Below are 16422 nucleotides of genomic sequence, written 5' to 3' on the forward strand. Positions count from 1 at the left end.
TGAAACACTAAACTATGAGATTGATACTTGCTTTAGCATTTTCGGCATTGTTGTATCTCATTCCGACACAACAGGAAAGCTTACATATACATATTGCAAAATACCGTGGCGACCGGGATTGTGCCATCAGCTATACGTTTGACGACGGCCTTGCAGAACATTACAGCCATGTGGTACCCCAGCTTGAAAAGCATGGTTTTAAAGGAACCTTTTGGATTAATGGCAGCCGGGTAAGCACAGCTGCTAAGCCCGATACTACGCGCATGAGTTGGGCACAGATAAGGGAAGTAAGCTTGCTGGGGCAGGAAGTATCTAACCACGGCTGGGCGCATAAAAACCTTACCAAATGTTCACCTGAAGAAATAGAAAGGGAACTGTATAAGAATGACAGTGCCATACAGGCCAATACCGGCATTTTGCCACGTACCTACTGTTATCCGGGCAACAGGAAAAATCCTGAAGTTGTAGCTATAGCATCAAAAAACCGTGTGGGAACTCGTACAGAGCAGCGTTCTATAGGCAGTAAGTCAACCGCAGAAGACCTTACGGCCTGGGTAGATTCACTCATTAAAAACAAAGGATGGGGGGTAGGAATGACCCATGGCATTACTTATGGTTATGATGCATTTGGCAATCCGGAGTTTTTTTGGCAGCATCTGAAAAAGGTTAGTGAAATGCGCGACAAAGTTTGGGTAGGTACTTTCAGGGAAGTAGCGGCCTATGTGAAAGAGTATGAAAATAGTAAGCTGGATGTAAAAGGTAGTAAAGGGCATTATGTGCTTACACCATCATTACCGCTTAATAAAGAATTGTATACAGAAATGCTGACTGCTGTAATAAATGAAAAGAATATTAAGCAGGTAAGCATAACACAAGGCAGTAAAAAGCTCAGTGTGGTAATTCATCCTGATAAGGTGCTTTTTGATTTCGACCCGTTTGGAGGGCAAATCACTGTAAATATTAAGAAGTTATGAAGCAGTTTTACTTCAGTTGTTTAATAGCAATATTAGTGTCCTGTTCTTCCGGTCACATCAAAGGGGAGCAGCCTGCAACCGTAATTATTACAGCCGGGCAATCCAATACCGATGGGCGCGTGGGTAATGACGGCCTGCCCGGATATATACTGAATGCTTACAAAAATCAGGCGTACCGGTATTGTAAAATAAGCAAAGGCAGCACTACCGATACCTTAAATGGTACTTTTACACCTTTTTGGCCCGCAATCAGGAATAAAAATAACCCGCACAGATGGGCGTATGATGCTGTAACGTATTACTGGCTGGAACAATCACTGCAACAGGATTTGTATGTTATAAAATGGTCATTGGGTGGAACTGCCATAGATACTGCCGCAGTGAGCAACAGCAAGTACTATTGGCAGGCCGATGAAAACTGGTTACGGCATAACAAACCAACTACTAAGGGAGGTAAATCATTACTGCTTTCTTTTGAAGGAAATATTAATGACTGCATAGACAATACACTCTCTAAGCTGAAAAATGGCTACAGTATTAAGGCATTTTTATGGCACCAGGGCGAAAGCGACAGTAAGTACGGCAGCCATTATTATGAGAACCTGAAAAGCGTAGTGGCGCACGTGCGTAATTTCCTTGTTGTAAAAACCGGTGATGCAAAATATAACCAACTCCCATTTATATGTGGTACGGTATCGCGTGCAAATAAGCAATATAGCCCGGATGTTGAAAATGCGATGTACCGCTTGGCCGCTGAGGATAAGAACTTTTACGTAATAGATATGTCTCGCGGTGAATTGCAATCAGACCAGCTTCATTTCACAAAAGAGTCGGCAGAATATCTTGGCGTTGAAATGTATAATAAACTCGTGGAGCTTAATATAGTGGGTACTGGCGCTAAGAAAGTAAAACTGAATTAGTCCTGTGAAATGATATTTTTGTTATGCTGATTATACAATAAAAAAACACATTTCGCGAGTTGCAAAAGGCATCGGTGGCTTGCCCTGACAATTTTTGAACACTTTTATAGAAGATTTGTCAGTGTTGGCGAGGCTTTCAGCGTAAGGTTTTTTAGATTTATGATGATTTTATGATGATTTTATGATGATTTTATGGTGTGTTAATAAACACCCGATGAGTAGTTATTATTCTTTAATGTGATTATGATGAATAAAAAAAGCTATAGCAAGTCACCTCAAGTACTATCTCGTGAAACAAAAAGCAAAATTGAACTATACTATAATAAATCTTAACAACATTCAAATTTTGAAGAGAATTGAACCGATTCCAAGTCAAAAGCGGCCATAGTAATCCCAGTTACTGCATTACTATCCCATCGCAGAATCCCGTCCTCCATCCCCATAACTAATTTAACAGTCTAGTTTAATTGCTTGGTGAATGTATGGCAAGGAAGAGCACAATTAAACGCGTTTTGATATTTTTTCTTGCAACAATTTTCAACATAATAAACGGACAAAATAGTAATTCCACCACCCCGAATGTGCATCAGCAAAATATGGCAGCCATGCCCCAGATTTTAAAAAAAATCAAATAGCATGAACCAGGAAAAAAGCGTGGACATTTTTAACAATTAAAATACGGGAACCCAATGCGACCCGGTAAACCTGAAGGGGATAAAGTATTAGAAGCTTCGTATGATACCATTAGGTTAACAGCACAGCTTAACCTGTTTCCACCCTTCTACATTAAATCCGGTAAAACCTTAGTATTGGTAAAGGGCAATGGTAATAAAGAACTTAAAAATTTCATTTGAAGGGACAAACGTAATTTAATCACATAAGTCTAATTTCAAAATTAGCAATATTGGATTTTAGTCTTATTATTTTCATTTAAAATATCTTATATAAAAAATAAATGTATTTTTTATATTTGTTTCTACTTAAGACTAATCCCAAAGACTATTTTGACTTAATTTTTTATTTCCAATGACACTGAATTGGTTTGCCGGTAGTGGAAAGAAAGTAATGTATAGGCTATTTATACTGGCACTATGGCTTTTGTGCTGTCATATGGGCAGCGCCCAAACAATGCTTTTTTCACCTGTTGAGGGGAGGGAGCAGCTTAACGAAGAGCAGATACGGAATATTTTACAGCTCAAAGACGGCAGGATTGGTGTGTTTACCGAAGGGATGCTGAACCTCTACGACGGTTCAGGTTTCAAGACCATTCATATTGACGATGAAAATTCAGTTGCGCTGCCCGGCTATACAGGGTTCCACCATAGTTATCTTGAATCTAACCGTATATGGTTTAAAAACGGAAGGAAGCTGGCTATAATAGACCTGGTAGGGGAACGGAGTGAGAAAGAACCTGATGCAGTGTTAAAGCATCTGGGAATAACCGAAGAACTTTCAGATTTATACATTGACAACCATGAAGATATCTGGGTATTAACCAAAGGCAACATGCTGCTGTGCAGGGAAAAAAAGAACGGTGTTAAAACGGTGTTCCTTAATGATGTTGCCCTGAAGCATAATCCAAATGATTTGTTATATGATGTGGTACGGGCCGGTAATAGCATTTACCTGCTTTACAAGTCAGGCACGTTACGGTGTTTCGACCGCAAAACAAAGAGAGAAGTTTTCAGTAAGGCTATTGGCCCCGGTAACACAAAAGACTTCACAGAATGGAGCCATATAACGGTTACAGATAATAACCTTTATATTGTACGGGTGGGTAATTCAAAGGGGCAGCTTGTACAATTTGATATAATTACCCGAAAAGCAAAGGTGCTTATTCAGGCTAATGATTATTGGCTAAACTGTTTTGCACTCAATAGAAAAGGAGACATATTCATGAGCTGTAAGCAGGGCCTGTGGCATATTCCTGCTGAAACAGGTGAAGCAAAACTGGTAAAGGAAATTAATATTGTAGGCGGGGCAAAAATACACAATGAAATCAGTACCATACTTTTGGATAACCAGGGAGGTTTCTGGCTTGGTACGCTTAACAGGGGGCTGTATTATTATCATCCTGACCGTTTTCGTTTCCAAAGCTTTCAAAAAAGTAATATTGGAATGGATGAAAACACTGAGTTTTCCATTAACTGTTTCCACCAAACGGCAAAAAACGAACTGCTTGTAGGTACCGGCTCTGCGCTATATATGTTAACACTACCGCTTGCCAAAGAAATGCGGCCTTTACCGTTGCTCAACAAAGGGTGTAATTCGCTTTACAAAGATTACAACGGCAGGATTTGGATTGGAGCTACAGACGGATTGTATACTGTTGAAGGTAAACGGGCAAAGAAAGTATTAGACATACCTGTCAATTATATTGCACCTGCCGGTGGCAAGCGAATGTACTTGTGTACCGCCACACAAGGGATTTTAGAGTCCGATTGTACCCTGGCACCGGAAACTAAAGCAATAAGCAGCCCCGGCAATGTGAAACAGGTAGCAATTTGGAATGGTAAACTAATTGGGATATCTTCTCAGGGACCTTTTGTAACTGACATTGTAAAAAATACCTTCAGCTTGCCCCTTGACAAGGGGAGGGATAGGCCTGAGATGTTTCGCCATGTAAGCCACAAGTATACGTGCTTGCTGCCCGACGCCCAAGGAGACTTGTGGATGGGTACCTATGACGGGCTTACTGTTTGGAGTACAAAAGAACAAAAGTTATACGAACTGAATACTGAAACAGGGCTTGTTAACAATAGTATAAAAGGTATCATTGAAGATACTGACCATTCTTTCTGGGTAACCACATCCAGGGGTATCAGCCACGTTTTTAAAAAACAAGGCGATGGGGGTTACACTTTTGATGTGCAGAATTTTAATAACCTTACCGGTGTGCTGGAACATGTATTTTCAGAACGCTCGGTTTTTATAGGGGCTGATGCCACATTTTTTGCAGGAGGCATTGATGGCTTTAATTATATCACCCCCGGCAACAAAAGCGGCCTGCCTGCACTTAACCCGGTATTAACCGGGTTGCAGATTTCGGGTAACAGCCGAAAATCCTATCCCGCGATGCATATTAACATTGCACAGAAAAGCCACCTTGAGCTTGACTATTACCAAAACTTTTTCAGGATAACCTTTTCGGGGTTAAACTACAGTAACCCGGCGCAAACCTATTACCGTTACCGGCTGGATGGTGTTGATAAAGGATGGCGTTATTATGGTCCGGAATCCGGTATTGGTGAAGCTAACTATACCAATGTGGCCCCCGGTGAATATGCGTTTGTTGTACAGGCCAGTGCCGATGGCATAAACTGGATAGGAAAAGCAAGGATACTTGCACTAACAATATCACCCCCGTTCTGGAAAACGGTATATGCATACTGTTTGTATATTATAATGGTTGTTGCTTTATCACTTTTTGTAATTGTACGTGTTACCACTGCAAACCGTACCCGCCGCAGGAAGCAGCAGGAGCGTGCCATAGAGGAAGCTAAAACAGATTTTATTACCAATATAAGCCACGAACTGCGTACCCCGCTTACCCTGATTATTACCCCACTCAGGGCGTTGATGGACACCATGACAGAAGGTACAACCAAAAAGAAATTACAGCAGATTAACAGCAGTGCCCAGATGATGCTGGAAACAGTAGGCCAGCTTTTGGAATTTAAGAAAATAGACAGTGGCAGCGAAGCACTGCACCTGCATTTTTATGAAAGCCTGCGGTTTATTGAAGAGCTGTGCGACGGCTATATGCAACTTGCAAATGAAAAAGGAATCCGTTTGCAGACAGACATCAGCGATACCGTTGAAGGGATATATATCGACCGGCAGAAAGTGACACGCATTGTGGGCAACCTGCTTTCTAATGCACTGAAGTTTACACCGGGTGGCGGGGCCATTTATGTTAATGTGGATTATGACCCCGTAGCGGAGCTGTTAAAAATAACTGTACGCGATACCGGAGCCGGTATCTCTGAAAAAGAACTTGAAAATATTTTCAACCGTTTTTACCAGGCAGATAACCAACACGGACAGTCACCGGGCAGTGGTATAGGGCTTTATATGGTAAAGCAGTATGCCCAAATGCACAGGGGGAATGTTACTGTAGAGAGCACACCGGGCAGTGGTACGCGTTTTGAAGTGATACTATCCGTAAGCCGTGAGGAGCCTAACGACCTGAGTACAATGCACCATACCACCGACAGTAAGACACTGCTTATTGCCGAAGACAACAAGGCACTACGGGAATACCTTGCGGGTGAGTTGAAAACCAATTTTAACATCATTGTAGCCGGTAATGGGGCAGAAGCCCTGCATAATGCTATAAAGTACAGCCCTGACCTTATAATCTGCGATATGATGATGCCGGAAATGAGTGGGCCTGAATTTTGTACTGCTTTACGCAAGAATATCGTAGTGAGCCATATCCCTGTAATCATGCTTACCGGCAGGACGTCTGACGAAGCACGACTTGAAGCGTATGATTCAGGGGCTGATGCTTTCCTGGTTAAACCGTTTGACATTGCAATATTGAATGTGCGTATCAGTAAGCTTTTGGAATTCCGCGATTCCAGGAGGCGGGCGTTTGTAGAAGAAAAAGAGATACGTACAGAAGAGGTAACCAACACTCCATTGGATAAAGAACTTCTGGATCAGGCATTGAAACTTGTCCATGATAATATTTCGCAACCGGGATATTCCGTAGAGAAATTCAGCGCCGATATGAATATGGACCGCACGGGGCTTTACCGTAAGCTTACCGCCTTAACGGGGCTTTCTCCAATAGCCTTTATCCGGGAGATACGCCTAAGAAAGGCAGCCGAACTGCTTACTACTACACAAACTCCCGTATCGGACATTGCCCAGGAGGTAGGCTTCAGTAGCGTTTCATACTTTACAAAATGTTTCCATGAGGCTTTCGCTAAAACTCCAAGCCAGTACAGGACAGATACTGCAATTCAAAACCGTCACTAAACACGAATAATATTCCGCTGTATTTTCTTTAACTACATTTACGCTTTAACTGAACTGTTACAAAAGAGGCTTAAAAACATTTCAGTAAATCTGATTTAGTATAAATCTGTGTGACCTGATTTGATACATTTTGGGGACATAGTATTGAATAATTTACATTTCTTAAAATAGATTTATTTTTAATTTACTCATTTTTAGTATTTTATGACAATTCAACATTTGTTTTAACAGTTTCAACAAATGTTATAGCCGTGCTTTAGCCTCCATAATACTTTTACAATTGTCCATCGGATAGCCTAGCAATTACATCGTTTTAGTTAGGCCTGAATTGTAACCAGTATTAACAGCACAATAATGAAAAACATCTTTTTTACCTTGTTTGTGGTCTTTGGCCTTGCGCAGGCTGTATCAGCTCAAAACTATCAAAAGACAAAGCAGGGGCTCAAAGCCACAGTGGCAGGGAATGACATTGAATTACAACTTTACACTCCTGAAATCATAAGGGTGGTTAAATATCCTTCGGGGAAGGTATTCCATAAGGAAAGCCTTTCCGTAATTGCAAAGTCACAAAGTGTATCTTTTGACGTTACAGGCAAGGGTTCGGTAGTTACACTGAAAACAAAGAAAATTAGTGTTACCCTTGATACCCAAACCGGCACACTGTCTTTTTACAAGGCCGATGGGCTGGTGCTGTTAAAAGAAAAAACAGGAGGGGTACATTTTACCCCATTTAACGATAGCGGTACCCCGTCTTACACAGCGGGGCAGGCTTTTGAACTTGAAAAAGAAGAACCCATATACGGGCTGGGCCAGCACCAAAGGGGTAACCTTAGCCAACGCAACCAGAACTACAGGCTGGAGCAGGGTAACCTAGATGATGTGGTACCCTTTTTCCAGTCCATAAAAGGCTACGGGCTCTTTTGGGATAATTATTCACCTACAGATTTTAAAGATGATGCAGCCGGTACATCGTTTACCTCAGATGTGGCCGATGGCATAGACTATTACTTTATGTATGGTAAAGATGCCGACGGGGTTATAAATAACATGAGGGTACTTACCGGTAAGGCACCCATGTTCCCGCTATGGACATTTGGTTTTTGGCAGAGCAAGGAACGCTATAAAACCCAAAACGAACTGGTAGATGTTGTAAAAAAATACAGGGCATTAAACGTTCCGCTGGATGGTATAATACAGGACTGGCAATACTGGGGCGGTAATTACTTATGGAATGCCATGGATTTTTTAAACGCCGATTTCGCAAATCCAAACAAAATGATTGATGAAGTCCATGCACAGAATGCCCACCTGATTATTTCCATATGGTCGTCTTTTGGCCCTATGACAAAGCAGTACAGGGAACTAAAAGCAAAAAACATGCTAATGAACTTTGATACCTGGCCGGAATCGGGTTCAGAAAAATGGCCGCCAAACGCAGACTATCCTTCCGGCGTACTGGTGTATGATGCCTACAACCCGCAAGCCAGGGATATTTACTGGAACTATCTGAACAACGGCTTATTTTCTAAAGGGATAGACGGATGGTGGATGGATTCCAGCGAACCAGACCATTTACATATAAAGCCTGAGGACTATGACAATAAAACCTACTTAGGCAGTTTCAGGAAAGTGCGCAATGCTTTCCCGCTTATGTCTGTAGGCGGTGTGTATACGCACCAGCGCGAAGCCTCGTCGGGCAAACGTGTATTCATACTTACCCGTTCGGCATTTGCAGGCCAGCAACGCTATGGCGCTAACACATGGTCTGGTGACACAGAGGCATCGTGGGAAACCCTTAAAAACCAGATACCTGCAGGACTTAACTTTTCACTGAGCGGCATACCGTACTGGAACAGTGATTTGGGCGGTTTCTTTATCAGGGATTTCCCTAAAAAGAATGAAGATGCCGAATACAGGGAGCTTTACACCCGTTGGGTAGAATTTGGCGCTTTTTGCCCAATGATGCGTTCCCACGGAACCGATGCCCCAAGGGAAATTTATGAATTTGGCAAAAAAGGAGACCGTGTTTATGATGCGGTAGAAAAATACATAAAGCTGCGCTACAGCTTGCTGCCTTACATCTATTCGGCATCAAGGGAAGTAACTGCTGATAACTCAAGCATGATGCGCGCTTTGTTCATGGATTTTAAAAACGACCGTAAAACCTGGGAAAACACACAGGAATATATGTTTGGTAAATCCCTGCTGGTAAACCCGGTTACCGCTGCAATGTATGTAAAGCAAAGCACTGTGGATGGCAAAAAGCAATCAACGGAAGATTTTTCTAAGGTTAAAACCAGACAAACCTATTTGCCTGCCGGTACAGACTGGTACGACTTCTGGACAAATGAAAAGCTTACGGGCGGCAAAACGGTAGAAAAAGAAACCCCGATAGACATTATACCGGTGTATGTAAAAGCAGGAAGCATACTGCCCCTGGGGCCTGATGTGCAATATGCAACAGAGAAAAAATGGGATAACCTTACTGTAAACATCTACCCCGGTGCCGATGGGTCTTTTATCCTGTACGAAGATGAATTTGACAACTACAACTACGAAAAAGGAGCGTATGCAAACATTACATTCTCGTGGAACGAAAAATCACATAAGCTGGTGATATCTGAAAGGAAAGGCACGTACAGCGGAATACTGCAAACCAGGAAATTCAACATTGTTTTACCGGATGGCACCAGTAAGGCTGTAACCTACAAGGGTAAAAAAACCGAAATAAAATTTTAAAGATAAAGCGTAGTACATAAGTACTAAGGGAAGGGGCAGCATCCCCGCTTATTCCACGGCCTGGTAACGGGCCGTGGATACCTTAAACATTAACCTCAAATTCCCCATTATATTTTTTTAACCTTTTCACGAAAACGTATTCGTGGTGTAAAAAAAACGTAAACACTTTAACCAAACACTTATTTTATGGACAAACATTACATGATTAGTAAGAACCTCACCAGGTTTCTTATGCGCATCACGGTAGGTGCCACATTATGCGCTACGCCAGCTGCCCTGGCACATGGTACGCCCTATGGTAACATACGGCAACAGCAGCCCATAACCGGTACCATAACATCTAAAACAGACGGTATGCCGCTGCCTGGCGTATCTATAGTTATTAAAGGCACACAAACATCGGCAACTACTGATGTAGACGGTAAGTTTACTATTAACGCTCCACAGGGCAGTACATTGGTAATAAGCTACATCGGCTTTGCCACGCAGGAAATTACCATTAATAATACCGATTCGCTTACTATAGCACTGGAAGAAGATACAAAAGTGCTTGACGAAGTTGTAGTAATAGGCTACGGCAAGCAGAAAGTGGGCGATGTTACCAGTGCGGTGGCAAGCGTAAAATCGGACAAATTTAACCAGGGGCAAATGCGTGATGCGGGCCAACTGATACAAGGTAAAGTTGCGGGTTTAGCGGTTACAAATTCTAACGGTGACCCTACTGCAACAACAAGCATAAAGCTAAGGGGAAACAACACCCTTTCAGGGGCTTATACCGATCCACTGGTACTTATAGACGGCATACCGGGAGCACTTAATACCGTAGCCCCCGAAGACATAGAAAGTGTAGACGTACTTAAAGATGGTTCGGCTGCGGCTATTTACGGTGTAAGGGGTACTAACGGCGTTATACTCATAACCACAAAAAAGGCCAAAGGTGGCAACATAAACAAAGTGGAGTACAGCGGGTATGTAAGTACTGCACAAATAAGCCGTAAGCTTGATTTCCTTTCTGCAAACGAGTTCAGGGAACTTTACCCTGATGCAGACCATGGCGCCAATACCGACTGGCTCGATGAAATTACCCGCACACCCATAATACATGTGCATAACCTTACTTTTCAGGGTGGGAATTCGCAGACAAACTATATTGCAAACCTTAACTACAACTACCAGGAAGGTATCTTTTTAAAGTCAGATAACAGCACTTTTCGAGGAAGGATAGAAGTAAACCACAAAATGTTTGACGACAAGCTGTCTGTCCGTTTCGGGATAATGGGTCGCGAAAACAGGCATACATCAACAGCCCCGGGTGGCAGTTTTAACCAATTTGCGTATTTCCAGTCGCTGCGTTATAATCCTACCGACCCGGTTAGGAATGCCGATGGCAGCTGGTACCAAAACCTTAGCAAACTGGATTATGTAAACCCGCTTTCGCTACTAAACGAAGGCAGCGGTAATGTAAAAAGCTCTGAAATGAGGTATACGGGAGCCATAAATTACAAGCCTATAAGCGACCTGTCGTTAAACGGTAACTTTTCACTCCGCAGAATCCCTACAACTAATGGATACTCAGAAACATTAAACCATGTTTCTGCAATACGCGACGGGTTTCCGGGCTGGTCATCTATAGGAGGGTCTACCAATACTGAGAAGCAAATGGAACTTACCGCCACTTTCGATAAGAAAATCGAGAAGCACAAGTTTACGGTACTGGGTGGCTATAGCTACATAGAAAATGACAGCGAATGGTGGGGCATGAACAATTACGGTTTCCAGGACGACTACTTCGGCGGATGGCATAATATAGGCACAGGCGGTGCGTTGCAGGAAGGATTTGCCGGAATGAGTTCGGGTAAACTGCTTACTAACCTTATAAGCTTCTTTGGCCGTGTTAACTACTCGTTTAACGACAGGTATTTATTTATGGCGAGTGTAAGGCACGAAGGTGCCAGCCAGCTGTGGGGCACAGATAATATTTGGGGTACTTTCCCGGCAGTTTCTGCAGGATGGCGCATAAGCAATGAAAACTTTATGAAGGGCCAGAAGGTTTTTGATGACCTTAAGCTAAGGGTAGGCTATGGTGTTACCGGTTCGCAGCCATCGGGTTCGTTCCTTGGGGTGGCACTGCTACGCTATGGCGATTATGCTTATGTAGACGGGCAATGGATACGTACTGTAATCCCGGCATCTAACCCTAACCCGGATCTTAAATGGGAAGAAAAAGCCGAAACAAACATAGGGCTTGACTTTTCATCGCTTGGCGGCAGGCTATCTGGCTCCATAGACGTATATAACCGCGATGTAAAAGGATTACTATACTCTTATAACGTACCTACACCACCTTATTTATACCCTACCATAGTAGCTAATGGCGGTAATATGGTAAACCGCGGTATAGAGGTGCTTATTAATGCTATACCCGTACAAACGGAAGATTTCAGCTGGAATACAACCATTACGTATTCTACCAACGAAAACAAACTTAAAAGCCTGAACGGCAGTGTGTTTAAAACCGACTACGATTATTTTGACACCGGCGCTGTAAACTATGAAGGCCAGTGGGCTAACTCGCACCGCGTACAGGTAGGACAATCTATAGGTAACTTTTACGGTTTTAAAGTTGTAGATGTTGATGATAACGGCAAATGGATTTACCTGGACAGGAATGGCGAAAGGGTACCTTATGACCAGTTTACCCACGCGCCCGAAGACAGGCACTACCTGGGTAACGGTATACCTAAATGGTACGCCGGGTTTAACAACACCTTTAATTACAAAAACCTTGACCTGACCGTAAACATGAGGGGGGCATTTAACTTCCAGGTTATTAACGAAGCCCGTATGAACTTTGAAGGTACACAAAACGGTTACAGGGATAACAGGCTGGCATCTGTAAACGACAAGGTTTTTGGCAAAACCACACTAAGCCGCGATGTACAGGCCGAATTTAACAGCTATTACATAGAAGATGGTGACTATTGGAAAATAGATAACATAACCTTGGGGTATAATTTTAAGAACCTAAAAACCAAAACCATATCATCATTAAGGCTCTACGGTTCTGTAAACAATGCACTGATTATAACTGGGTATAAAGGTATAGACCCTGAAGTGAACACATCGGGGCTTTCGCCGGGGATAGACAGCAGGCAAAAATTCCCTACCACAAGGACATTTGCCTTTGGCGTACAGGCTAATTTTTAACCCATAAACGAAAAAGAAAATGAAACTTAAAAATCTATATATCATTGCCGGTTTGGCAATTATAGGAAGCATATCGTCTTGTACAGACGTATATGATAACGCCTACGGAAGTGTTGTAAGCGAACAGTACCACCCCGAAACGGAAACGGACATCAGTGCACTGGTAAATGCTGCTTACGTGCCGTGGCGTAAAACAATGCTGTTATGGAACGGTGTTGTAAGGACCCAGGAGCTATCTGCAGATCAGGATGTAATACCTGCCCGTATAGGCATAGGCTGGATAGACGGCTATATTTATAAAAGATGGCACCAGCATACCTGGACCAGTAATGACGACGGTATATATCAGGGCTGGGCACGTACTTTTGAAGGTATTAATACCGTAAACAGGATATTGTACCAGATAGATACCGGCCTTATAACCTTTACAACCGATGATATAAAAAACTCGGTTATAGCCGAGCTGAAAGTGTTAAGAGCATCTTATTACTATATACTTGTAGACCTGTATGGTAATGTGCCGATAGTAACTGACTATGCCGATACAAGCCTGCCTATGCAGTCTACTCGCGCCCAGGTTTTTGATTTCATTGTTTCTGAAATTAACAGCAATATTGAGCTGCTATCTGAAACACCTACCGGTGCATATTACGGCCGGATGAACAAGTGGGTGGCACACACCCTGCTGGCAAAAATGTACCTGAATGCCGAAATTTGGCGTGGCCAGTCTATGTGGCAGCAATGTGTAACAGAATGCGATGCGGTAATGGCATCTGGCAATTATATCCTTGAGCCTTCACAAAAAAATGTTTTTGTTACAGAAAACCAAAACTCAAAAGAAATTATATATGCGCTTCCTTTAGACGAAAAGTATGTAACTGACTGGAATGCATTTGACTTCCACATGCAAACACTTGCACAGGAAAACCAGAGCACTTATGAGTTTACAAATTCGCCCTGGGGTGGTGTATGTGCCATACCCCAGTTTATAAGCAGTTTTAACCCTAACGATAAGCGCCTTGATTTAAATTACATACAGGGACCGCAATACAGTAGCTCCGGCCAATTGCTTAGCATTAACTATACTAATTCGGTGCCTTCTATAGATGAGTCTGATAAAGATGACGGATACAGGTGGGGTAAATTTGAATACAAGATTGGTGCTACTAACCGCCTGAGTAATGATTTCCCTATGTTCAGGTACGCAGACATACTTATGATGAAAGCCGAAGCCCTGCTACGTTCAGGCCAGCCGGGTGCAGGGGCATTGGTTAGCATGGTGCGTACACGCTACTTTGATAACGCTGCCGAAGCGGTGGTAACAGATGCCGAACTGGCAGCAGGCAGCACCTACGACTACGGAAGGCGCGACACATATTCGCAAACCTACGAAGGCGGGGCAAATATTATTTACGGCCGCATGCTCGATGAGTTAGGCTGGGAATTTTGCCAGGAAGGCCGCCGCAGGCAAGACCTTATAAGGTTTGGTGTATTTACTACAAAATCATGGTTTTCGCATGACCCATCCGATGCCACAAAAATATTATACCCTATACCTTATGCCATTTTGCAGACTAACAGCAATTTGGTACAAAACCCGGGTTACAGCAACTAAATAAATTGAGAGTTTGTTTAGGTATTTTTTACAAGGGTGCCTGCAGGAGTGGTTTCCTGCAGGCTTTTCCATTAATTAATGGTCAGTCAAATTACAATAAGAAATTACAATAGAATCTCATGCAGAAAAGTATCATAGGAATTTTAATTTTGGTTTTTTCAATCAATGCCTGCGCACAGCAAGATAATTTTGCAGGTTACCTGTTTGCCTATTTTGAAGGGTCGGGTCCAAAAGCCAACCAGGAGCAACTCCGTTTCGGGGTTAGCGCTGATGCAAAGAACTGGTACGCCCTTAACAATAACAATCCGGTGTTAGAGTCAAAAGTAATTTCTCAAACGGGCGGAATCAGGGATCCACATATCCTTCGGGGACATGATAATAAGTCATTTTACATGACTGCTACCGATATGTATACCGTTAAAAATGGATGGGACCATAATCCCGGTATTGTTTTGCTAAAGTCAGAGGACCTTATAAACTGGAGTCATAATAGTATTGACCTCGCAAAAAGCTATCCCAAGAAATTTTCAAATGTAAAATGGGTATGGGCACCTCAGACGATTTATGATACCCGTGAGAAAAAATATATGGTATACTTTACGGTACGCTTTGAGGGCGATACTAACCTTGATTTTTATTGTGCGTATGCCAATAAGGATTTTTCCGGTTTTGAGAAAGAGCCTGAGTTAATGTTCAGGGCAAAATATGGCGCCATAGATGGTGATATTGTATACAAAGATGGAATGTATCACTTTTTTTATAAAAGCTATACTAAAGATGAGAATGGCAAAGAATATAAAAATGGAATTCAGCAGGCAACTTCAAAATCCCTTAAAGGACCGTGGATTGAGGATTATAAATATCTTGATGCTTATTCTGAAAAAGCAATAGTTGTTGAAGGCTCCAGTATTTTTAAGCTGAATAGTTCAAATGAGTATATCCTGATGTACGACTTGTATGCTAATCAACGCTACGAATTCCAACGCAGTACGGACCTTTTCCTATTTACAAAAGAACCCGAATCCTTTACGAAGGACTTTAACCCCCGCCATGGCAGTGTAATCAGCATCACACAGGAGGAAGCCCGGAGGCTACAGGAGACGTGGAGTGGCGTACCCGAATCAATTTTGCACCAAAAATAATAGCCAGACTTGTACAAAATTTAAACATTAATAAATTTACAATTATGCCGTTCTTCAGTCAAGTTGTTAATGTTGTTTATGTCTTGTAAATCAGTTATTTAATTGATTTTTTGTGGCAAAATCGTGACAATTTTTTTGCCAGATAGAAATTGCCACGATTTTGCCACAGAAACTTTGAGCGTTTTTAAAAATTTTGGTGATTGCAGGGGAAATAAAAAAACCTGCAAATCACGTAACTTGCAGGTTTTTAGGGTTTTTTGAAATGTTTTCATCATTTTTCAGGCTTCTTAAAAAAGTCGCCTGAAAGCTGAAAGTGGAGTCGCCGGGAATCGAACCCGGGTCCAAACAAGGAGGTAAAGAGCTTTCTACACGCTTAGTTTCCGCTTGGGTTTTCGATAGTATGCTTGGCCGGAAACCGCCACACACTACTTAGCTTCAGTTGTCTCAGGACAGCCGCGAAGCGAAGCCATCCCCAGGTTTACTTTTACGGTTCTCCTAATCGAAACGCCATAAACCAGGGCTTTTCAGGAGAATCCCGCCTCCCTGCCTTGCAGGGACGAGGCTATTCTTACTATAGTTCAGAATTAAGCAGCAAGAGCGTAGTTATTTTCGCCGTTTAAAGTTTTGGAGCAATGATGTACGGGAACAGCCCCATTTCCCGGCGTGCTTACTGTTCACATCGGCCTGCTGTCAAAACCAGTCGACCCCGTAAGCGGGTATAATCTTTACAAAGATCATACCTTTTTATGTGTTGCAAAAGTAACAAATAATTATTTCTGTGAAAACTCTTTTCTGTTGAATATTTGTTATATTTGACGTGTTGATTTGTTTTGAAAGTG

The 16422-nt window shown here is 42.4% G+C and carries 7 protein-coding genes and 1 other RNA gene; 7 read left to right on the forward strand and 1 reads right to left on the reverse strand.

Annotated elements, in window-relative coordinates; all coding sequences use genetic code 11:
- The first annotated feature begins 14 nt into the window (after positions 1 to 14).
- The 7 genes from ACZIX4_RS04495 to ACZIX4_RS04525 all read left to right on the forward strand — a co-directional run bounded on the left by ACZIX4_RS04495 (position 15) and on the right by ACZIX4_RS04525 (position 15583).
- Entirely contained in the window at positions 15 to 974 is a 960-nt protein-coding gene (locus ACZIX4_RS04495) for a polysaccharide deacetylase family protein (RefSeq protein WP_463334415.1), read from the forward strand.
- The gene (locus ACZIX4_RS04500) at positions 971 to 1894 is read left to right on the forward strand and encodes a sialate O-acetylesterase (RefSeq protein ID WP_463334416.1); all 924 of its coding nucleotides are present in this window, start codon (positions 971 to 973) and stop codon (positions 1892 to 1894) included. Before ACZIX4_RS04495 ends, ACZIX4_RS04500 begins: the two co-directional genes overlap by 4 nt.
- Positions 1895 to 3022: 1128 nt before the next feature.
- Positions 3023 to 6880: a hybrid sensor histidine kinase/response regulator transcription factor gene (locus ACZIX4_RS04505; protein WP_463334417.1), complete on the forward strand. Its 3858-nt coding sequence runs from the start codon at positions 3023 to 3025 to the stop codon at positions 6878 to 6880.
- A gap of 354 nt (positions 6881 to 7234) precedes the next feature.
- A complete protein-coding gene (locus ACZIX4_RS04510) occupies positions 7235 to 9619 on the forward strand; it encodes a glycoside hydrolase family 31 protein (protein ID WP_463334418.1) in 2385 nt (794 codons plus the stop codon).
- Positions 9620 to 9805: 186 nt separating this feature from the next.
- Positions 9806 to 12826 (forward strand): SusC/RagA family TonB-linked outer membrane protein, encoded by a 3021-nt coding sequence (locus tag ACZIX4_RS04515; protein WP_463334419.1) that lies wholly within the window; start codon positions 9806 to 9808, stop codon positions 12824 to 12826.
- A gap of 19 nt (positions 12827 to 12845) precedes the next feature.
- Complete coding sequence (locus ACZIX4_RS04520; protein ID WP_463334420.1) at positions 12846 to 14441, forward strand: RagB/SusD family nutrient uptake outer membrane protein; 1596 nt, start codon at positions 12846 to 12848, stop codon at positions 14439 to 14441.
- Positions 14442 to 14560: 119 nt separating this feature from the next.
- On the forward strand, positions 14561 to 15583 hold the full coding sequence (locus ACZIX4_RS04525) for a glycoside hydrolase family 43 protein (protein WP_463334421.1): 1023 nt from the start codon (positions 14561 to 14563) through the stop codon (positions 15581 to 15583).
- A 311-nt stretch (positions 15584 to 15894) separates the two neighbouring features.
- On the opposite strand, the gene ssrA is transcribed toward ACZIX4_RS04525, so the two are convergent.
- Positions 15895 to 16291: a transfer-messenger RNA gene (ssrA, locus tag ACZIX4_RS04530) on the reverse strand.
- Positions 16292 to 16422 lie beyond the last annotated feature (131 nt).

This window comes from Flavobacterium niveum, from assembly GCF_055231775.1.